This window comes from Streptomyces sp. NPDC058653 (genome assembly GCF_042716895.1).
Classification (GTDB): Bacteria; Actinomycetota; Actinomycetes; order Streptomycetales; family Streptomycetaceae; genus Streptomyces.
In genome coordinates, this window is the sequence record NZ_JBHXRM010000016.1 from 1 (window position 1) to 20,275 (window position 20,275).

Annotated in this window: 16 protein-coding genes; 6 read left to right on the forward strand and 10 right to left on the reverse strand. The window is 70.1% G+C overall.

The features are described 5' to 3' along the window. Positions 1-46: 46 nt before the first annotated feature. Positions 47-2,842, reverse strand: a complete 2,796-nt coding sequence (gene ppc, locus ACFWU9_RS15850) for a phosphoenolpyruvate carboxylase (protein ID WP_384318560.1) — start codon at positions 2,840-2,842, stop codon at positions 47-49. Positions 2,843-3,066: 224 nt separating this feature from the next. On the opposite strand from ppc, the gene ACFWU9_RS15855 reads away from it, so the two are divergent. Both ACFWU9_RS15855 and ACFWU9_RS15860 read left to right on the forward strand, forming a co-directional pair. Further along, a complete protein-coding gene (locus tag ACFWU9_RS15855) occupies positions 3,067-4,077 on the forward strand; it encodes an acyl-CoA desaturase (protein WP_384318562.1) in 1,011 nt (336 codons plus the stop codon). Next, positions 4,074-4,766, forward strand: coding sequence for a TetR family transcriptional regulator (locus tag ACFWU9_RS15860; RefSeq protein ID WP_384318564.1), 693 nt, complete (start codon positions 4,074-4,076; stop codon positions 4,764-4,766). Before ACFWU9_RS15855 ends, ACFWU9_RS15860 begins: the two co-directional genes overlap by 4 nt. Before the next feature lie 134 nt (positions 4,767-4,900). Here ACFWU9_RS15860 and ACFWU9_RS15865 read toward each other — a convergent pair whose 3' ends face one another. Next, positions 4,901-5,770, reverse strand: coding sequence for a trans-aconitate 2-methyltransferase (locus ACFWU9_RS15865; RefSeq protein WP_384318566.1), 870 nt, complete (start codon positions 5,768-5,770; stop codon positions 4,901-4,903). Positions 5,771-5,901: 131 nt separating this feature from the next. On the opposite strand from ACFWU9_RS15865, the gene ACFWU9_RS15870 reads away from it, so the two are divergent. After that, positions 5,902-6,399, forward strand: coding sequence for a MarR family winged helix-turn-helix transcriptional regulator (locus tag ACFWU9_RS15870; protein ID WP_189109571.1), 498 nt, complete (start codon positions 5,902-5,904; stop codon positions 6,397-6,399). Between the two features lie 22 nt (positions 6,400-6,421). On the opposite strand, the gene ACFWU9_RS15875 is transcribed toward ACFWU9_RS15870, so the two are convergent. Beyond that, a complete protein-coding gene (locus ACFWU9_RS15875; protein ID WP_384318569.1) occupies positions 6,422-7,198 on the reverse strand; it encodes a LuxR C-terminal-related transcriptional regulator in 777 nt (258 codons plus the stop codon). 260 nt (positions 7,199-7,458) lie between these two features. Here ACFWU9_RS15875 and ACFWU9_RS15880 point away from each other — a divergent pair, with 260 nt between their 5' ends. Continuing rightward, positions 7,459-7,902 carry a GNAT family N-acetyltransferase gene (locus tag ACFWU9_RS15880; protein ID WP_384318571.1) on the forward strand — a complete coding sequence of 148 codons (444 nt, stop codon included), beginning with the start codon at positions 7,459-7,461 and terminating at the stop codon, positions 7,900-7,902. 55 nt (positions 7,903-7,957) lie between these two features. Here ACFWU9_RS15880 and galK read toward each other — a convergent pair whose 3' ends face one another. Genes galK through galT form a run of 3 tightly spaced genes read right to left on the reverse strand, consistent with a single transcriptional unit; the run spans position 7,958 to position 11,150 of the window. After that, the gene (gene galK, locus ACFWU9_RS15885) at positions 7,958-9,142 is read right to left on the reverse strand and encodes a galactokinase (RefSeq protein WP_384318573.1); all 1,185 of its coding nucleotides are present in this window, start codon (positions 9,140-9,142) and stop codon (positions 7,958-7,960) included. Further along, complete coding sequence (galE, locus tag ACFWU9_RS15890) at positions 9,139-10,107, reverse strand: UDP-glucose 4-epimerase GalE (protein ID WP_384318575.1); 969 nt, start codon at positions 10,105-10,107, stop codon at positions 9,139-9,141. The genes galK and galE overlap by 4 nt, the downstream gene beginning before the upstream one ends. Further along, a complete protein-coding gene (galT, locus tag ACFWU9_RS15895; protein ID WP_384318577.1) occupies positions 10,104-11,150 on the reverse strand; it encodes a galactose-1-phosphate uridylyltransferase in 1,047 nt (348 codons plus the stop codon). The genes galE and galT overlap by 4 nt, the downstream gene beginning before the upstream one ends. Before the next feature lie 234 nt (positions 11,151-11,384). Here galT and ACFWU9_RS15900 point away from each other — a divergent pair, with 234 nt between their 5' ends. Next, the gene (locus ACFWU9_RS15900; protein ID WP_384318579.1) at positions 11,385-13,067 is read left to right on the forward strand and encodes a sodium:solute symporter family protein; all 1,683 of its coding nucleotides are present in this window, start codon (positions 11,385-11,387) and stop codon (positions 13,065-13,067) included. A gap of 20 nt (positions 13,068-13,087) precedes the next feature. Further along, positions 13,088-13,387, forward strand: coding sequence for a hypothetical protein (locus ACFWU9_RS15905; protein ID WP_384318581.1), 300 nt, complete (start codon positions 13,088-13,090; stop codon positions 13,385-13,387). A 77-nt stretch (positions 13,388-13,464) separates the two neighbouring features. Here the strand turns inward: ACFWU9_RS15905 and ACFWU9_RS15910 are convergent, their stop codons facing one another. The 4 genes from ACFWU9_RS15910 to ACFWU9_RS15925 all read right to left on the reverse strand — a co-directional run bounded on the left by ACFWU9_RS15910 (position 13,465) and on the right by ACFWU9_RS15925 (position 20,258). Continuing rightward, complete coding sequence (locus tag ACFWU9_RS15910; protein WP_384318583.1) at positions 13,465-14,187, reverse strand: LuxR C-terminal-related transcriptional regulator; 723 nt, start codon at positions 14,185-14,187, stop codon at positions 13,465-13,467. Between the two features lie 247 nt (positions 14,188-14,434). Next, a complete protein-coding gene (locus ACFWU9_RS15915) occupies positions 14,435-16,264 on the reverse strand; it encodes a PQQ-binding-like beta-propeller repeat protein (protein ID WP_384318585.1) in 1,830 nt (609 codons plus the stop codon). A gap of 96 nt (positions 16,265-16,360) precedes the next feature. Beyond that, complete coding sequence (locus ACFWU9_RS15920; protein ID WP_384318587.1) at positions 16,361-18,178, reverse strand: PQQ-binding-like beta-propeller repeat protein; 1,818 nt, start codon at positions 18,176-18,178, stop codon at positions 16,361-16,363. 259 nt (positions 18,179-18,437) lie between these two features. Further along, entirely contained in the window at positions 18,438-20,258 is a 1,821-nt protein-coding gene (locus ACFWU9_RS15925) for an ABC-F family ATP-binding cassette domain-containing protein (RefSeq protein ID WP_384318589.1), read from the reverse strand. Positions 20,259-20,275 lie beyond the last annotated feature (17 nt).

Below are 20,275 nucleotides of genomic sequence, written 5' to 3' on the forward strand. Positions count from 1 at the left end.
GGTCCCGGGGACCTGTCCGGCGCTCGTACGTTGTACGGACTCCCGGTCAGCCGGTGTTGCGCAGCCCCGCCGCCACCCCGTTCACGGTCAGCAGCAGCGCCCGCGAGAGCAGCGGGTCCGGTGCCTCCGCGCGGGCCGCCGCCGCGCGCTGGCGCGCGAGCAGCGAGACCTGGAGGTAGGAGATCGGGTCGAGGTAGGCGTCGCGGATGGCGAACGTCTGCCGCAGCACCGGGTTGGAGCCGAGGAGCTTCTCGTTCCCGGTGATGCGCAGGACCTCCTGCACCGTCAGCGCGTGCTCGGTCTCGATGGCGGTGAAGACGTGCTTGAGCTCGTCGGGCACGAGGGTGTCGACGTAGTGCCTGGCGATCCGCAGGTCGGTCTTGGCGAGGGTCATCTCGACGTTGGACAGGAAGTTCTGGAAGAAGTGCCAGTGCTCGTGCATCTCGTCCAGGACCGGGTCGAGACCGGACTCGCGCAGCGCCTTGAGGCCGGAGCCGACCCCGTACCAGCCGGGGACGATCTGCCGGGACTGCGTCCAGCCGAAGACCCAGGGGATGGCGCGCAGCCCGTCGAGTCCGGCGCCGGAGTCCGGGCGCCGGGAGGGGCGTGAGCCCAGGTGCAGGTCGGCGAGCTGGTCGACGGGGGTGGCCGCGAAGAAGTACGCGGGCAGGTCGGGGTCCTCGACGAGACCGCGGTACGCGCTGTGGGCGGCGTCCGAGACGGTGTCCATGGCCGCGTCCCAGCGGGCGAGCGCCTCGTCGGACTGGCGGGGCGCGGTGTGCAGCGCCGACGCCTGGAGGGTGGCGGCGACGGTCAGTTCCAGGTTCTCCCTGGCGAGGGCGGGGATCAGATACTTGTCGGAGATGACCTCGCCCTGCTCGGTCACCTTGATCTCGCCCTCCAGGGTGCCCCAGGGCTGCGCGAGGATCGCGTCGTGCGAGGGGCCGCCGCCGCGGCCGACGGTGCCGCCGCGGCCGTGGAAGAGCCGCAGGCGCACGCCGTAGCGGTGGGCGACGTCGCGGAGCCTGCGCTGGGCGCGGTGGATCTCCCACTGGCTGGTGGTGATGCCGCCGAACTTGGAGGAGTCGGAGTAGCCGAGCATGACCTCCTGGACGTCGCCGCGCAGGGAGACGAGCCTGCGGTAGGAGGGGTCGGCCAGCATCTCGTCGAGGATGACGTCGGCGGCGCGCAGCTCGTCGGTGGTCTCCAGGAGCGGCACGATGCCGATCTTCGCCCAGCCGGCGTGCAGGTCGAGGAGTCCGGCCTCGCGGGCGAGGACGGCGGCGGCGAAGACGTCGTCGGCGCCCTGGCACATGGAGATGATGTAGGACTCGATGACTTCGGGGCCGAAGCGCTCGAAGGCCTGCTTGACGGTGTGGAAGACGCCGAGGGTCTTCTCGCCCGCGGCGTCCAGCGGCGCCGGGGTGGGGGCGAGGGGGCGGCGGGAGCGCAGCTCCTTGGCGAGCAGCTTCTGCCGGTACTCGCGCGGCATGTCCGCGTAGCGCCAGGACTCCTCGCCGAGGCGGTCGAAGAGCTGGCCGAGCGCGTGGTGGTGGGCGTCGGCGTGTTCGCGTACGTCCATGGTGGCGAGCTGGAGCCCGAACGCGGCGAGCGTGCGGATGGTGCGGTCCATGCGGCCGTCGGCGAAGAGTCCGCCGCGGTGGGAGCGCAGGGAGGTCTGGATGAGGGTGAGGTCTTCGAGGAGCTGCGAGGTGCCGAGGTAGTCGCGGCCCGGATTGTGCGCGGTGCCCTTGGCGAGGCGCTCGCGGGTGTTGACGAGCTTCTGCCGGATGCAGGTGGCCTTGAGGCGGTACGGCTCTTCGGCGTTGAGGCGCTTGTAGCGGGGGCTGATCTCGGGGAGCCGGTCCAGGTCGGTGGCGAGCGAGTCCAGGAGTTCCTGGGTGGCGCCGGCGTACCGGATGGAGTTGGAGAGCTGGCCGCGCAGCTGGTCGATGAGTTCCAGCGCGTCGGTGATGCCGTGTTCGTGCTGGAGGATCAGCACTTCCCAGGTGACGGAGGGGGTGACGTTCGGGTTGCCGTCGCGGTCGCCGCCGATCCAGGTGCCGAAGCTGAGGGGGCGGGTGCCGGGGGGCAGTTCGACGCCGACGCGCTCCAGTTCGGCGACGAGGTCCTCCAGGACGTCGCCGACGGCCTCGGCGTGGAGTTCGTCGAGGTAGTAGATGGCGTTGCGGGCCTCGTCGGCGGGCTCGGGCCGTACGACGCGCAGTTCGTCGGTCTGCCAGATCAGGTCGATCGACTCGGCGAGCCGCAGGTCGTGGCGGCGCCGGTCGGCGGCGATGACGGGGGCTTCGAGCAGCTCGGCGATCCGCCGGAGCTTGTTCAGCACCGAGCGGCGCGCGGCCTCGGTGGGGTGCGCGGTGAAGACGGGGCGCACGCTGAGGTTCTTGACGGTGGCGCGCAGATGCTCGGGGTCGGCGTCCTTGAGACGGTCGGCGGTACGGGCGAGGAGCCCGCCCTCGGCGGCCCGGCGCTCGCGCATCTCGCGGCCTCGGTGCACCTGCTCGGTGACGTTGGCGAGGTGGAAGTAGGTGGAGAAGGCGCGGACGAGCTTCGCGGCGGTCTCCAGGTCGGTGTCGCCGAGCAGCGCGGCGGCTGCCTCGCCGTCCTCACGGGTGAGGGCGCGGACACGCTCGACGAGTTCGAGGAGTTCGGGTCCTTCCTGGCGTACGAGTGTCTCGCCCAGGAGGTCGCCGAGCCGGCGGATGTCGGAGCGCAGCTCCACGTTGGCGGTCGTGCTGCTCTCGGTCACGGTGCCCTCGGCGGGGAACGGCCGGTCGGCGGTCGATCCGGCGGCGGTCGGTGTCTGGTCGGCACTGCTCACAGGTGCGGCTCCTTGCAGTGTTCGAGCACGTCGGGAGGAGAGGTTCTGGAGAGATTGTTCGACCGGACCGCGCTGTCCGACGTCACAAGGATAGGTGGCCTTCGCGCGTCGTTATCCACAGGCCCCTTGTCGCGTGCCTTCCCGCTGCCATACTTACGTTGCCGTAAGTTACGCGCCCGTAGACGGGCAGAATGCCGCATTCCACACTTCCAGGGGACACACCCATGTCGACAAGCCCTGACGTTCTCGGCGACTCCTCACAGGCCCAGCCTGCGCCGGACGGTTCCTCCATTCCCTTCGCCGACTCCGTTCCCTCCGCCACGCTCGGCGGGGAGAGCAAACGCTCGCTGGAGCAGATCACGCTCCTGCTCTTCATCGTGGTGCCTTTCCTCGCCCTGCTCGGCGCCGTTCCGCTGGTCTGGGGCTGGGGCGTGAGCTGGCTCGATCTGGGCCTGCTCGTCGCCATGTATTTCATCGGCTGCCACGGCATCACGGTCGGCTTCCACCGCTATTTCACCCATGGTTCCTTCAAGGCGGCGCGTCCGCTGCGGATCGCGCTGGCCGTGGCCGGGTCGATGGCGGTGGAGGGTCCGGTGGTCCGCTGGGTCGCCGATCACCGCAAGCACCACAGGTTCTCGGACGCGGAGGGCGACCCGCACTCGCCGTGGCGGTTCGGCGAGACGCTTCCCGCGCTGCTCAAGGGCCTGTGGTGGGCGCACATCGGCTGGCTTTTCGACGAGGAGCAGACCTCGCAGCAGAAGTACGCGCCGGATCTGATCAGGGACCCGGCGATCCGGCGGGTCTCGAAGCAGTTCCTGCTGTGGGCCTTCGTGTCGCTGGCGCTGCCGCCGCTCGTCGGCGGGCTGGTGACGATGTCGTGGTGGGGCGCGTTCACGGCGTTCTTCTGGGGCTCGCTGGTGCGGGTGGCGCTGCTGCACCATGTCACGTGGTCCATCAACTCGATCTGTCACGCGGTGGGCAAGCGTCCGTTCAAGTCGCGTGACCGGTCGGGCAATGTCTGGTGGCTGGCGGTCTTGTCCTGTGGCGAGTCATGGCACAACCTGCACCATGCGGACCCGACGAGCGCCCGGCACGGAGTGCTGCGGGGTCAGATCGACTCCAGTGCCAGGCTGATCCGGTGGTTCGAGGTGTTCGGCTGGGTGCACAGCGTGCGGTGGCCCGACGCCGGACGGGTGAACGCCCGACGGAAAATTGACCATCCCAACGCGGCATGATTGGCAACGTGGCGATCGACGGCGGTAAGAGCGACACCGACAAGAGCCGGACCTCCGCAGCGCCCAGGCGCTCGCGCCGGGTGCGGATGACCGGCAAGGAGCGTCGCGAGCAACTGCTGGACATCGGCCGCACCCTGTTCGCCGAGAAGGGCTACGAGGGCACGTCGGTGGAGGAGATCGCCTCGAAGGCGGGCGTCTCCAAGCCGGTGGTCTACGAGCACTTCGGCGGCAAGGAGGGGCTGTACGCGGTCGTGGTCGACCGTGAGATGCGCCAGCTGCTCGACATGGTGACGAGTTCGCTCACGGCCGGTCATCCGCGCGAGCTCTGCGAGCAGGCGGCGTTCGCGCTCCTCGACTACATCGAGGAGTACACGGACGGTTTCCGTATCCTGGTCCGCGATTCGCCGGTGGCGCAGTCGACCGGCACGTTCGCCTCACTGATCAGTGACATCGCCACACAGGTCGAGGACATCCTCGGCATGGAGTTCAAGGCCCGCGGCTTCGACGCGAAGCTGGCCCCGCTGTACGCCCACGCCCTGGTGGGGATGGTGGCGCTCACGGGCCAGTGGTGGGTGGACACCCGCCGTCCGAAGAAGAACGAGGTCGCGGCGCATCTGGTGAATCTGGCGTGGCACGGCCTGGGCAATCTGGAGGCCAAGCCGCGGTTGATAGGACACCGCAAGGTCTGAGCCGGGCCCCTGACAGCGGGCGCCCGCCGCGGACGACACCGGGACGCTACGAGACCGTGTCGTCCCGGTGTGTCCGGACCCGCGTGCCGGTCATCGGTGCGAGGTCGTACCGAGGACGCAGGAGCGGGCGGCCGTCACAGCGGCCTTCTCGCCACGGCGAAGATCCGCCGAAACGGGAACACGGTGCCGTGCGGGCCGGGCGGATACGCCTTGCGCAGCAGGTCGCCGTACTGGTCGAGGAATTCCGCCGCCGCCCGCGGGTCGTCGGCGAGCTCCGTGAGGACGGGCCGCAGGGCGGTGCCCTTGACCCAGTCCAGCACGGGGTCCTCGCCGGAGAGCAGTTGGAGATACGTGGTCTCCCAGGCGTCCGTCGTGCAGCCGAGGTCGGTGAGGCGGACCAGATAGTCGGCCGGGTCCAGGATGTGGACGAAGCGCCGGCCGTGGGTGTCGAGGCGGCCGCTCCAGCGCGGGGTCTCGCAGAGTTCGCCCAGCAGCGCGTGGCTGGGGGCGGTGAAGTTGCCGGGGACCTGGAAGGCGAAGGTGCCGCCGGGGGTGAGGGCGTCGATCCAGGCCGGGAAGGATGCGGCGTGGTTCGGGACCCACTGGAGCGCGGCGTTGGAGACGATCAGGTCGTAGGGCTCGTCGGGGGTCCAATCGGCGGCGTCGGCGGGCCGGAAGTCCAGCCGGCCGCCGCCGGGCGTGGGGCCCGCGTACTTCTTCTCCGCCTCGGCCAGCATCTCGGGGGAGAGGTCGAGGCCGGTGATGTGGGCGGTGGGCCACCGGTCGGCGAGGAGCGCCGTGACGTTGCCGGGGCCGCAGCCGATGTCCGCTATCCGTGCGGGCCGGTTCCCGACCGGGAGCTCGGGGATCCGGCCCAGCAGATCCAGGAACGGACGGGTGCGGTGCTGGGAGTGGTGGAGATACTGCCCGGGGTCCCAGGTCGGCGGGGAGGTGGCCGCCCGGCCGGACGCGGGATTCGTCGCCGGACTCGCTGTCGAACGCATGTGTGAAGCCCCTTCGGGATACGGATCGGGAGGGCGGAATGCCGTCCGCGCCCGACCATGCCCAAGCGTGCCTCCAAGTATATCTTGACGTCAAGAGACTTCATGTCGAGGGACCCTTTACACTGATCGTCATGGAGGACGAGGTCGACCGTCTGGTCGCAGCATGGCGCCGGGAGCGCCCGGACCTCGACGTGGAGCCCCTGGAGGTGCTCAGCCGCGTCAGCAGGCTGGCGCGCCATCTCGACCGGGCCCGGCGGCTCGCGTTCTCCGAGCACAGTCTGGAGCCGTGGGAGTTCGACGTCCTCACCTCGCTGCGCCGGGCCGGCGCGCCGTACCAGCTCTCCCCCGGCCAGCTGCTCACCCAGACCCTGGTCACCTCGGGCACGATGACCAACCGCATCGACCGGCTGGCGAAGAAGGACCTGGTCGAGCGGCTGCCCGACCCCAGCGACCGGCGCGGGGTGCTCGTCCGGCTCACCCCCGAGGGGCGCGACCGCGCGGACCAGGCGCTGGCGGGGCTGCTCGCCCAGGAACGGGCGATCCTGGCGGAGCTCTCACGCGGTCAGCGCGGAGAACTGGCCGCGCTGCTGCGCCGGTTGACCGCGCCGTTCGACAACATCCCGGGCTGACACCGGGCCGGTCGCGCCCGCCCTAACCGACCCGTACCGCGTCCGACCCGTCCAGGTCCGCCGGGCCCACTCCGGCACGGCGGGCCAGCGCGACCGCGGCCAGCGTCGAGTGCACGCCCAGCTTTCCGAGCACGTTCTGCATATGCGTACGGACCGTGTGCGGGGAGAGGAAGAGGCGCTCGGCCACCGCCTTGCGCCCCAGGCCCGCCACCATGCAGCGCAGCACTTCCAGTTCGCGTGGTGTCAGCGAGTCGACGAGGCGCTCGCTGTCCGTGCGGTGCTTACGGGCGGCGGTCAGCTCCCGCAGCACCTTCGTGAGCAGCGCGGGCGGCAGATGCGTCTCGTCGCGCAGGACGCCCCTGATCACGGCCAGCAGCCGTTGCAGCGAGCAGTCCTTGGCGACCCAGCCGGACGCGCCGGCCTGGAGCGCGAGTGCCGCGCGGCCCGGGTCGTCCTTCTCCGCGAGGACGACGCAGCGCACGGACGGCTGCCCCGAGCGCACGCCCGCGACCAGCGAGATGCCGTCGACGAGGCCGAGACCGGCGTCGCCGTTGTCCGGGACGGCGCGCGCCACCGGGCCGCCGCCGCTGCCCGGCCCCGCCGCGATGCCGAGATCGGCGTCGACCAGCAGCACGTCGTACTTGCGGCCCTCGGACGCCGCCCGCTCAAGACACCGCAGCGCCGCGGGGCCGCTGCCGGCGGCGGCGACGTCCACGTCCGGCTCCGCCGCGAGGGCGGCTGCCAGCGACTCGGCGAATATGCGGTGGTCGTCCACCACGAGAACTCGGATACGGACCAATTGACACCCCCAGATGTCGGGGCGCGGACGACGCGGGTACGGCGCCCGGAGAGGTCTGGGATCGTGTCGCGTGGACACTGTGCCGCCACGGCCGCCGCCGTGCGGCTGCCCCATCCCACCCCGGGCGTCGTACCCGACTGTCTCGCTTCCCTGATCAGCACCGGCCCCCACCGGTGCTGTGCATCAGCGTACGGGCGGGCGCCGGGAGCGGAAGACTATTTACAGAACTGATCGACGGGCGTCCCGTTAGGGTGAGGCGCATGTTTCGTATCGAGACAGAAGTCGACAAAGAACGACGCGCGTTGCTGGGCGAGCGGATGCGGGAGAACAACACCGTCCGTTCACCGGTCCTTCGGGAGCTCCGGGGGTCCGCCGAGGACGAGGAAGTCCCGCTGCACGTGTGGCTGATGGACGAGTCGACGGGCGCGCTGGCGGGCGGCGTCGCCGCGCACACCTGGGCGCGCTGGCTCCATGTCGACCTGCTCTGGGTCGACGACGCGCACCGCGGCACGGGCCTCGGCACCCGCCTCCTCGCGGAGGCGGAGGTACTGGCCCGCACCCGCGGCTGCCTCCACGCCCGCCTGGAGACCTGGGACTTCCAGGCCCCCGCGTTCTACCGCCGCCAGGGCTACGACCTGGCGGGCCACATCCCGGACTACCCGCCGGGAGTCACGGAGTACCTCTTCACCAAGCGCCTGACCTGACGGACCGGCCGAACCGCCCCGGGTGAGGGCCCCCGGCCGGAGGCCGTGCCGTGTCTCAGGCCAGCCGGTGCGCGCCCCGCGACGGGATCGCCGGGAAGACGCGGGGGGCGGGGTGGGACGCCGTCGCGAAGGACTCCAGAATCGCCTTCGTCACCGTCTCCGCGTCCGCCGTCTCCACCAGGACTATCGCCGAGCCGCCGAAGCCGCCGCCCGTCATCCGGGCGCCGAGCGCGCCCGCCTCGACCGCCGTGGACACCACCAGGTCCAGTTCGTCGCAGGAGACCCGAAGGTCGTCGCGGAGCGAGGTGTGGCCCTCGATCAGGACCGGGCCCACCGCGCGGACCTCGCCCGCGTCGAGCAGGGCCATGACCTGTTCCACCCGGTGGTTGTCGCTCACGACATGGCGGACATAACGTCGTACGTTCGGGGCCTCGCCCGCCAACCGGTCCAGTGCGTCGGGCAGATGCGCGTACTCCACTTCACGCAGCGTGCGCACGCCGAGCGCCCGCGCGCCGGTCTCGCACCCGGCGCGTCGCTCCGCGTACGCGCCGTCTCCCAGGGCGTGCTTCACCCGGGTGTCGACGACGAGCAGTTGGAGTCCGACGGCGGCCAGGTCGAAGGGGACCTGGCGCTGCGAGAGGTCGCTGGTGTCGAGGTGCAGCGCGTGGCCCTCGGTGCAGCAGGCGGACGCCATCTGGTCCATGATCCCGCAGGGGACTCCGACGAAGTCGTTCTCCGCGTGCTGGGCGAGCACCGCCGACTCCGGTGCCGACAGGCCGAGTTCGTACAGGTCGTTGAGCGCGAGCGCGGTCACGACCTCCAGCGCCGCCGACGACGAGAGCCCCGCGCCGGTGGGCACGGTCGAGGTGAGATGGATGTCCGCGCCGGTCGTCACGTGCCCCGCCTCGCGCAGCGCCCAGACCACGCCCGCCGGATACGCGGCCCAGCCCCTGTCGGAGAGCGGCACCAGTTCGTCGGGCGTAAGGCGCACCACTCCGCCGGGCGCGTCCGCCGAGTGCACCCGCAGGACCCCGTCCGTCCGGCGCGACACCGCCGCGACCGCGGTGTGCGGCAGCGCGAGCGGCATCACGAAGCCGTCGTTGAAGTCGGTGTACTCGCCGATCAGGTTCACCCTGCCGGGCGCCGCCCAGACACCCTCGGGCGCCGCGCCGTACAGCTCCTCGAACCGTGCCGCGACCGCCTCGGGCGCGACGGCCGGGCCGCTCTCCGCACTGCTCACCTGTCTGTCTCCTCTCGACGGGCGAACGCCCACGCGTCCGCCACGATCCCCGCCAGGTCGGAGCGGCTCGGGCTCCAGCCCAGCCGCTCGCGGGCCGTCGCGGCGGAGGCGACCAGGACCGCCGGGTCGCCGGGCCGGCGCGCGGCCACGACCTCCGGCACCGGGTGCCCGGTGACCTGACGGACGGTCTCGATGACCTGACGGACGGAGAACCCGCTGCCGTTGCCCAGGTTGCAGATCAGGTGCTCCCCGCCGGCCGCGGCCTTCAGCGCGAGCAGATGGGCGTCGGCGAGGTCGGCGACATGGATGTAGTCGCGCACGCACGTGCCGTCCGGGGTCGGGTAGTCCTCCCCGTACACGGAGATCGACTCCCTCGTCCCGGCGGCGACCTGGAGGACGAGCGGGATCAGATGCGACTCGGGCTCGTGCCGCTCGCCGTAACTCCCGTACGCGCCCGCGACGTTGAAGTACCGCAGCGAGACCGCGGCCAGCCCGTGCGCCACGCACTCGCCGGCGATCATATGGTCGACCGCGAGCTTGCTGGCGCCGTAGGGGCTGGTGGGCGCGGTGGGGTCGGTCTCGGTGATCGGCGAGGAGACGGGCTCGCCGTACGTCGCCGCGGTCGAGGAGAAGACGAGCGTGCGGACCTCGGCCGAACGCATGGCGTCCAGCAGCGCCATCGATCCGCCGACATTGTTGTCCCAGTACTTCTCCGGTCTGGCGACGGACTCGCCGACCTGGGACGACGCGGCGAAGTGCAGGACCGCGTCGTAGGAGGGGTCGAGCCACTTGGCCGCGTCGTGCACCCGTCCCTCGATGAACTCCGCCTCCGCCGGGACCGCTTCGCGGAAGCCGGTGGAGAGGTCGTCGAGCACGGTCACCTCGTGCCCGGCCTCCAGCAGATGCGTGGCGACCACGCTGCCGACGTAACCCGCGCCGCCTGTAACCAGATACTTGCCACTCACGTGCTCGCTACCTCTCGCAGTCTCCGGGCCGCGGTCTCCGGCGGCACGTCGTTGATGAAGACGTCCATGCCCGATTCGGATCCCGCGAGGAACTTCAATTTGCCCGACGTCCGGCGAATGGTGAAAAGTTCCAGGTGGAGGGCGAAGTCCGCCCGTCCGGCGGCACGGAACGGCGCCTGGTGCCAGGCGGAGATGTACGGCGTCGGCGGCTCGCCCTCGCCGAAGATCCGGTCGAAGCGCCGCAGCAGCTCCAGATAGATCCCGGGGAACTCCGCCCGCGCGCCCTCGTCCAGCTCCCGCAGGTCCCGCACCCGCCGCAGCGGGTAGAGGTGCACCTCGTAGGGCCAGTGCGCCGCGTGGGGCACGAAGGCCACCCAGTGCTCGCCCGCCAGGACCACCCGCCGCGCCGCGCGTTCGCGGGCCAGCACGTCGTCGAAGAGGTTGCCCCCGGTCGCCGCCCGGTGCTCTGCCACCGAGCGGAACATCCGTTCGGTTCGGGGCGTGACGAAGGGGTACGCGTAGACCTGCCCGTGCGGATGACCAAGGGTCACCCCGATCTCGGGCCCGCGGTTCTCGAAGCAGAACACCTGCTCCACCTGCGGAAGTTCGGCGAGTTCGGCGGTGCGGTCGGTCCATACGCCAAGGACGAGGGCGGCCTGTTCCGCGGTGAGATCGGCGAAGGAGGAGTCATGGTCCGAGGTGAAGCAGACGACCTCGCAGCGGCCCGCGTCCCCGGCGAGGGACGGGAAGCGGTTCTCGAAGACGACGACGTCGTAGTCGCGGTCGGGGATCTCGCTGAATCTGTCCAGGGCCGCGTCGGTGGGACACAGCGGGCACTGGCCGGCCGGCGGATGGTACGTGCGGCCCTGGCGGTGCGAGGCGATGGCGACCGAGTCGCCGCGGAGCGGGTCGTGCCGGATCTCGGAGGTGGTGGCGACGGGTTCGAGGGGCCGCCGGTCCACGGCCTCGCGCACGGCGTCGTCACGGGAGTCGTAGTAGATCAGCTCCCGGCCGTCGGCGAGCGCCGTCACCGTCTTCTTCATCGATCTTCCTCCGGGCCCGCCCGGACCCTTCGGGTCCGAACCGCATCACCTCAACAGAACTAAACATAACTAACCACGAGCCCACACGCACGTCAACGTGCGCTTCACTCGATCACGATCGAACAAAGAACACCATCAAAAGTGTTCAGTATCTGTAATGACAGGCGTAGTAATGACAGGCGTAAGTTCCGACTGACTTCCGAGTTACGTTCACGCGAAGAAGCGGGTACCCCCATGCAGTCCCCCACGTACTACCTCGCCGAAGGGCTTCGGCTCCCCACCAACGGCCTCGACTACACGATCCTGGCGATCTACTTCATCGTCGTCCTCGGCATCGGCTTCGCCGCCCGGGCCAGCGTCAAGACGAGCCTGGACTTCTTCCTCTCCGGCAGATCACTGCCGGCCTGGGTGACCGGCCTCGCGTTCGTCGCCGCCAACCTCGGCGCGACCGAGATCCTCGGTATGGCCGCGACCGGCGCCCAGTACGGCGTGGCCGTCGTGCACTGGTACTGGATCGGCGCCATCCCCGCCATGGTCTTCCTCGGCCTGGTGATGATGCCGTTCTACTACGGCTCCAAGGTGCGCTCGGTCCCCGAGTTCCTGCTCCAGCGCTTCGACAAATCGGCGCATCTGCTCAGCTCGGTCCTCTTCGCCTTCGCCGCCATCCTGATCGCGGGCGTCAATCTGTACGCCCTGTCGATCGTGGTCGAGGCCCTGCTCGGCTGGCCCCAGTGGGTCTCGATCGTCGTCGCCGGGTTCTTCGTCCTCGCGTACATCACCGTCGGCGGTCTGTCGTCCGCCATCTACAACGAGGTGCTCCAGTTCTTCGTCATCCTCGCCGCGCTCATCCCGCTCACCGTCCTCGGACTCAAGCGGGTCGGCGGCTGGGACGGGCTGAGCGACTCGCTGACCGCGAGCAAGGGTGAGAACTTCCTGAGCGCCTGGGGCGGTACGGGCATCGGCGACGCCAACCCGCTCGGCGCGAACTGGCTGACGATCATCCTCGGACTCGGCTTCGTGCTCTCCTTCGGCTACTGGACGACGAACTTCGCCGAGGTGCAGCGCGCGCTCTCCGCCAAGAACCTCTCGGCCGCCAAGCGCACCCCGCTGATCGCCGCGTTCCCGAAGATCTTCATCGTCTTCCTCGTGATGATCCCGGGCCTGGTCGCCGCCGTGATCGTGCCGAAGATAGGCACGGCGGGCTCAGACCTGACGTACAACGACGCGATCCCCCTGCTGATGCAGGAGTTGCTGCCCAACGGTGTGCTCGGGATCGCCGTCACGGGTCTGATGGCCGCCTTCATGGCCGGCATGGCGGCGAACGTGTCGTCCTTCAACACCGTCTTCACCACCGACATCTGGCAGAAGTACGTGGTGAAGGACCGGGAGGACACCTACTACCTGCGCTTCGGACGGCTGATCACCGCGATCGGTGTACTGGCCTCCATAGGCACGGCGTTCATCGCCGCCAGCTTCTCCAACATCATGAGCTACCTCCAGACCCTGTTCTCCTTCTTCAACGTGCCGATGTTCGTGGTCTTCATCATCGGCATGTTCTGGAAGCGGGCCTCGATGAAGTCCGGCGCCTGGGGGCTGGTCGCCGGGACGACGGCGGCGATGGTCAACTACTTCTGGATCTACAAGCAGGGCGTCATCGACATCCCCAGCGACCAGGGCGCCAACTTCGTCTCCGCGATCGTCGGCTTCGTCGCCGGCGCCGTCGTGATGGTCGCCGTCACCCTGTTCACCGCCCCGAAGCCGGAGGCCGAACTCGCGGGCCTGGTCTACGGGACGACATCGCCCGGCATGTCGGAGGCACCCGCCGAGGGCGACGACGCGTGGTACCGCAAGCCCGCCCTGCTCGGCTGGGGCGCGATCGTCATCGCCGCGCTCTGCTACGTCCCGTACTCCTTCTGACCGAAGCGGAGGCACACACCATGTCCGACCTGCACAAAGAAGTCTCCGAACTGGAAGGCAGGTCCGCCACGGCGGCCCGCCTGTTCGACATCCGTCTCATCATCGGCGGCCTGTTCACGGTGTACGGGGTGATCGTCACCGTCGCCGGTGTCCTCGTCTCCGACGCGGACATGAAGAAGGCCGAGAACGTCAACATCAACCTCTGGACGGGGCTGGCGATGCTGGCGCTCGGCCTGTTCTTCCTCGGCTGGATGAAGCTGCGCCCGGTGGAGATACCCCCGCCGGCCGCCGCGACGGACGGGGCCGGACCCGAGAAGTAGCCGCCGCCCGCGCCGCACTCGGCGAGAAGCCGGGTGAAGGGCGAGGGACGAAGTCTGAGGGGCCGGGCGTCACGTACTCACTCGTACGTGGTGTCCGGCCCCTTCGACGTGTCCGGCGGCCCGTCCGGCAGGACGGTGACGGCCGCCCGGTCCAGCAGCCCCGTCCGCGCGGCCAGCGCCGCTGCCTCCAGCCGGGAGCCGACCCCCAGCTTCATCAGGACCCGCTGCACATGCGTACGCGCGGTGCTCGGCGCGATGCCCATACCGGCGGCGATCAGCCGGGTGTCCTCCCCCTCGGCGACCCGCACCAGCACCTCGATCTCGCGCGGGGTGAGCATCCGCAGCAGCCGCTGCCCCTCGTCGTCCGGCTGGGCCACCGGGTTCAGCAGCTCGGTGAACGCGCCCTGCAACAGCCCCGGCGCCACCGCCGCGTCGCCCGCCCGCGCCTTCACGATGGCCCGCTCGACACCCTCGATGCGCTCGTCGTGCCGTACGTAGCCGCAGGCCCCCGCCGCGAAGGCGGCGGCTATGCCCCGGGGGCTCGGCACCGGCCCCAGCACCAGGACCGCCACCTGCGGCCGTTCGCGCCTGATCCGTACGATCGGGTCGAAGGCGCCGGGCTCGGCGGGCGCGGCGGTCCCCATGAGACACACCTCGGGCGCCCGGCTCACGACCAGGTCGGCGGCGCCCGCCGTGGGCGCCGCGGCGGCGAGCACCCGGTGCCCGCGCAGTTTCAGAGCCGAGGCCAGTGCCTCGGCGAGCAGTCGGTGGTCGTCAACCACCATGAGCCGTACGCCCATCGAGCAACCCCATCCCCGCCGGCTCCGGGCCCCCCGGCCCCCCTTGGGATCAGTCGTCCGGATCTTGCCGGGCTCGATCCGAACGCAGACCCTGACCCGGCAAGCTACACGCTCGGCCGTGGTCGCGAACCCCCATACGTGCAAGAAGACGCCCACTTGTCGAATTCGCCGCTTATTCGGCGCGTCCCCGCCACAGGTGGACGCCGGGCGGGCTCTCCCGGAGCCCGCCCGGCGTCGAAGGATCCGGCTAGTTCGTGGTGAACGCCACCACGAGGTACTCCTTGCGGTCCTTGCTGTACTCGCTCGGCTCGCTGATCAGCGTCTCCGACGTGTACATCCGGCCACCGCCGTAACGGACCTCGGCGCCGTCCAGCGAGAAGCTGGTCTCGGCCTCGCGGACGGACTCCTCGCTCGGGTTCTCCATCAGCAGCGTCTCCTTGAAGGAGCCGCCGTCGATGGAGACGATCTGTCCGCCCTTGTCGTAGGGGGGCCACTTGTACGCGATGATGTTCGACCCGTCCATGCGCAGCGGGTACATCGCGTAACGCTCACCCGCGTCGGCCCGGTCGGTGGTGGCCTTGCCCGTCGCGAGGTCGAAGGAGACGATCTCGTTGGTCTGGCCGTAGTCGTCGCCGGTGCCCTCGTGCTCCTCGGTCGGCACATAGATCCGGTCGTTGCCGACGGCGAGCTTGCTGCACTGCTCGACCTCCGTGGAACCGCACCGGCCCGCGTACCTGTCCGCGTCCACGGGGATCTTGGCGCGCAGCTTGCCGGTCTTCTCGTCGATGGAGAAGAAGTCCGAGATACCACTGCCGTCACCGGCGGTGTCGCCGACGTCGGCCGCGACGACGAGCGGCTTGGTGGAGACGACCGACACGTACTCGACGCCCGCGGGCATCTTGAACTCGGAGATCGGCGCCCCGTCGGCCGGGTTCACGTTCTGGATGAGCACCGTCGGGTCGTCGTACGAGCCGCACTTGCGGGCCGCGACGAGCCCGGGGCCGCCGCCGTACCCCATGTCGTAGCAGCCCTCGGCGTTGACCTCGGGCTTCCACAGGTTGTCGCCGGAGGTGAGGTCCCAGGCCGCGCCGCCGTCGGTGCCGCCGACGGCGACGGTCTTCCCGCTGAGGGTGACCTCGTTGAAGCTGGCCTTGTCGTCACCGGCGTTGCCGCCCGTCGCCGACTTGGTCCAGAGCAGCTTGCCGGCGTCGAGGTCGACCGCGCCGACCTCGGTGCAGGAGACGTACTTGTCCGCGGCGGTCGGCTTGCTCGCGGCGAAGAGGACGGCCGTCTTGTCGTCCTCGGTGGTGTGCCGGGAGGCGGCGCAGACCTGGCCGGGCAGCGGGATGGTCCAGAGCTGCTTGCCCATGTCCGGGTCGTAGCCGACGATCTGGTTCACACCGGTCTTGACGTACGCCTTGTCGGTGATCCACGAGCCCGACACATCGGTGATGTCGCCGACCTTGGGCTGCGGCAGCTGGAAGGCGACCTTCGACTTGGTGTTGGACGGCGGCTTCTCGTCACCGCCCCCGAGGGACTTCTCGTCCTTGTCGCCGCCCTTGCCGTCGGACGTCTTTGCCTCGTCCTTCTTGTCGTCACCGCTGGAGGCGACGTAGACGCCACCGCCGACGATCAGGACGACGGCGACGACCGCGGCGATGATGATCCGCGCCTGTGTGCTGATCTTCTTGCCGCCGGGGGCACCGGGCCCGCCGGGACCGGGCTGGAACGGCTGGCCCGGCTGCTGCGGGTACCCGTACTGGGGCTGGCCCTGCTGCGGATACCCGTACTGCGGCTGTCCCGGGGGCTGTTGCGGCTGGCCGTAACCGGGCTGGCCCGGTGGCTGCTGCGGATAGCCGTACTGCGGCTGGCCGGGCGGCTGCTGCGGGTAGCCGTAACCGGGCTGCTGGGGCGGCGGCGTCGGGGCGCCGAAGCCACCGGGGGGCGGCTCGGTCGGGGCGCCGAAGCCACCGGGGGGCGGCTCGGTCGGCGCGCCGAAGCCACCGGCCGGCGGCTCCTGCGGCTGGCCGAACCCTCCCTGCGGGGGCTCGTTGGGCGGCTGGGGTGGCTGGGTCATGGCGTGCTTACCTCGAAATGAGTGCGAGTACGGAGGGGGAGACGGAGGCGGCCGGAAGGCGCGTCGCCCGGAGGCGGCTCAGCTGCGAGAAGCTCATCACTTGCCGAACGCCATCATGGTCTTCGTCTCCATCTCGGCCTTGTCGTCGGTGGCGCTGACCCGGCTGCTGGTGACGTAGAACCGCCCGTCCACGTAGTCCAGTTCGGAGGAGTAGAAGGAGTTCTCGATCTCTGACGTGGACTCGGGATTCTGCAGGAGCACCTTGGGCGAGCCTCCGGTCGGGGCCAGGGTCGCGATCGCGCCGCCCTTGTCGTACGACGGCTCGAAGTAGAGGACCACATTGGCACCCTCCATCCGCAGCGGCGTCATGACGCGCTCGGACGGAGCCTTGGCACGCCATTTGGCCTTGCCGGTCGCGAGGTTGAAGGCGATGACCTCGTTGGTGCCGGCCGAGCCCGTCTCGCTCGGCTCGGTCGCCATGTAGAAGGTGTCGGCGTCGGCGGCGATACCGGTGCAGCCGTCCAGGTTGGCGCCGAAGACGATGAAGCTTCCACCGCAGTTGGGCTGGAACTTGTCCTTGCCGCCGTCGATCTGCGAGCGCACCGTGCCGTTGTCGTTGAGCGCGACGATGGCCCAGGACTTCTTGTCGGGCTCGGTCAGCGACAGGACGATCGGGTTGCTCGAATAGACCTTGTCGAGCTCCCAGTTCGTCTTGAGCTTGTACGTCCACCGGGCCTTGCCGGTGGCCGGGTCGAGCTCCTGCACCTGGTTCTGCTGCTTGTCGATGTCACCGCCGGGGCACGTCTCGGCGGCGATCATCCGGGGGCCGCTGGCGATGGCGTTGGGCTGGCAGTTGCCGGGCACCTCGTCGAAGAGCTCCTTGCCGTCGCTCATCCGGTAGGCGTTGACATGGCCGGTACGGGCCGCGGTCACCGTGGAGCCGTTGATCGCGAGGGTGATGTCGGAGAGGAAGTCCCAGTTGCCCGCCTGCTTGACCTCCTGCTTCCAGCCGCCCTTGCCGGTCTTGAGGTCGACCTGCTGGAGGACGTTGCAGTCGGCCTTCTCCGAGACCCCGTCCTTGATCGCGATGACGATCTTGCCGTCGTCCGTGGGCAGCGAGGGCGCGGCACACGCCTCGGCGGGCAGGGTGAGGCTCCACTTCTGCTTACCGTCGGCGGCGCCGTAGCCGACCATCTTCTTGTACATGGCCTTGACGACGACATCGCCGGCGAACCACGGCCCGTACACGTCGGCGCCGTTCTTCGGCAGGTCGACATCGTTCTTCTGGAGCCAGAGGACCCTCGACTCGCCGTCCTTGCGCCCGGCGTTGAGGTCGTCCTGCGCCTCGCGTCCGCCGCCGGTGCCGTCGCCGTCGTCCGGGACTGACTCACCGGTGGGCTTGGCGTCCTTCTCCTTGCTGACGTTCTTCTTCCCACCGCCCTCGTCGTCACCGCTGAGGGCGAACCAGGTGCCGCCGCCGACGACGAGCAGGCCCGCGACGGCCGCCGCGATGACGATGCCGGGCTTGCGCCGGAAGAAGTTGCCGCCGCCGCTGCCGCCGCCCGGGGGCGGGACGGGCGCGCCGGGGAACTGCTGGGGCGGGTAGCCGCCGCCACCGCCGCCGTACGGGTTGGGCTGGGAGCCGTAGGGACCGGGCTGCTGACCGTAGGGGCCGGGCTGGTTGTACGGGCCGGGCTGCTGACCGTAGGGACCGGGCTGGCCCGGCTGGGGAGCGTACGGACCGGGCTGGTTGTAGGGGCCCGGCTGCGTCGGCGGCTGTCCCGGGACCGGCGGTGTCTGCTGCGGATACCCGTACCCGGGCTCGCTCTGCGGCGGTCCCTGCGGGTAGCCGTATCCCGGCTGTTGGCCCGGCTGCTGTCCCGGCGGCGGTGGCTGGCTGGGCGGCTGGGTCATCAGCGCTTCCCCCTTGTCGTACGGTCCCTTCGTCCGGTCGGTCTCCCCCGCGATTCCGGCGGACGGCCCGGCGCCGGCAGTCGAGAGCCGGCCGGGGCCACCGGAAGGAGCGATTCGGGCTTGGGATCCGCAGTGTCACGTCAGTCGAGCGGGGCTTCTTTGTATCACTCGCACCCCTGTACGGGAGGGGCCGGTCCGCCCCTGTTCCCAAGGGAGGACCGGCCCGTGATGCTGTTGTTACGAGGTCTGTACCGGACCTCTACGCGTCCTCGGCGAGCTCCATCCAGCGCATCTCCAACTCATCGCGCTGGGCGACGAGTTCACGCAGCTCGCTGTCGAGTTTCGCCACCTTGTCGAAGTCCGTGGCACTTTCGGCGATCTGTCCGTGAAGGGCGGTCTCACGCGTCGACATCTTGTCCAGCTGCCGCTCGATCCGCTGGAGTTCCTTCTTCGCGGCGCGGTTGTCCTTCGCGGACGCGGCGGGCGCGGCGGCGGCCGGCGCCGGCGTTCCGCCCGGGCGCGCGGGGGCGGGGGCCGCCGACTCGACGACCTGGCGCCTGCGTTCGAGGTACTCGTCGATACCGCGCGGCAGATGGCGCAGGGCGGCGTCGCCGAGGAGCGCGTACACCTTGTCCGTCGTCCGCTCGATGAAGAACCGGTCGTGGCTGATGACGACCATCGAGCCGGGCCAGCCGTCGAGCAGGTCCTCCAGCTGGGTGAGCGTCTCGATGTCGAGGTCGTTCGTCGGCTCGTCCAGGAAGAGGACGTTGGGCTCGTCCATCAGCAGCCGCAGGATCTGGAGCCTGCGCCGCTCACCGCCGGAGAGATCGCCCACCGGCGTCCACTGCTTCTCCTTGCCGAAGCCGAACTGCTCGCAGAGCTGGCCGGCCGTCATCTCCCGCCCCTTGCCGAGGTCGACCCGGTCGCGGATCTGCTGGACGGCCTCCAACACACGCAGGGTGGGCTTGAGTTCACCGACCTCCTGCGACAGATACGCCAGCTTGACGGTCCGTCCGACGACCACCTTCCCGGCCGTCGGCTGGACCTCGCCCTGGGTACGGGCAGCCTCGGCGAGCGCGCGCAGCAGGGAGGTCTTGCCCGCGCCGTTGACGCCGACGAGACCGATCCGGTCGCCGGGGCCGAGCTGCCAGGTCAGATGTTTGAGCAGCACCTTCGGCCCGGCCTGGACGGTCACGTCCTCCAGGTCGAACACGGTCTTGCCGAGGCGCGCGTTGGCGAACTTCATCAGCGCGGAGGTGTCGCGGGGCGGCGGCACGTCCGCGATCAGCTCGTTGGCGGCCTCGATGCGGTAGCGCGGCTTGGAGGTACGGGCCGGCGGGCCGCGGCGCAGCCAGGCCAGCTCCTTGCGCACCAGGTTCTGCCGCTTGGACTCCTCGGTGGCGGCGATGCGCTCACGTTCGGCGCGGGCGAAGACGTAGTCGGAGTAGCCGCCCTCGTACTCGTGCACCGCGCCGCGCTGTACGTCCCACATCCGCGTACAGACCTGGTCCAGGAACCACCGGTCGTGGGTCACGACGACGAGCGCGGACCGGCGCTCGCGCAGATGCCGGGCGAGCCAGGAGATGCCCTCGACGTCGAGGTGGTTCGTCGGCTCGTCGAGGACGATCACGTCCTGCTCGGCGATGAGCAGCTTGGCGAGCGCGATCCGGCGGCGCTCGCCACCGGAGAGCGGGCCGATGACCGTGTCGAGCCCCTGGGGGAACCCGGCCATGTCCAGCCCGCCGAACAGCCCGGTGAGCACGTCGCGGATCTTGGCGTCACCGGCCCACTCGTGGTCCGCGAGATCGCCGATGACCTCGTGCCGGACGGTGGCCTCGGGATCGAGCGAGTCGTGCTGGGTGAGCACTCCGAGCCGGAGCCCGCCACTGTGCGTGACGCGTCCGGTATCGGCCTCCTCCAGTTTGGCGAGCATCCGGATGAGGGTGGTCTTGCCGTCTCCGTTGCGTCCGACGACCCCGATCCGGTCCCCCTCGGAGACACCGAGGGAGACACCGTCGAGCAGCGCACGGGTGCCGTACACCTTGGTGACTGCCTCGACATTGACCAGATTGACGGCCATTTCACTCCTGCTGCGGG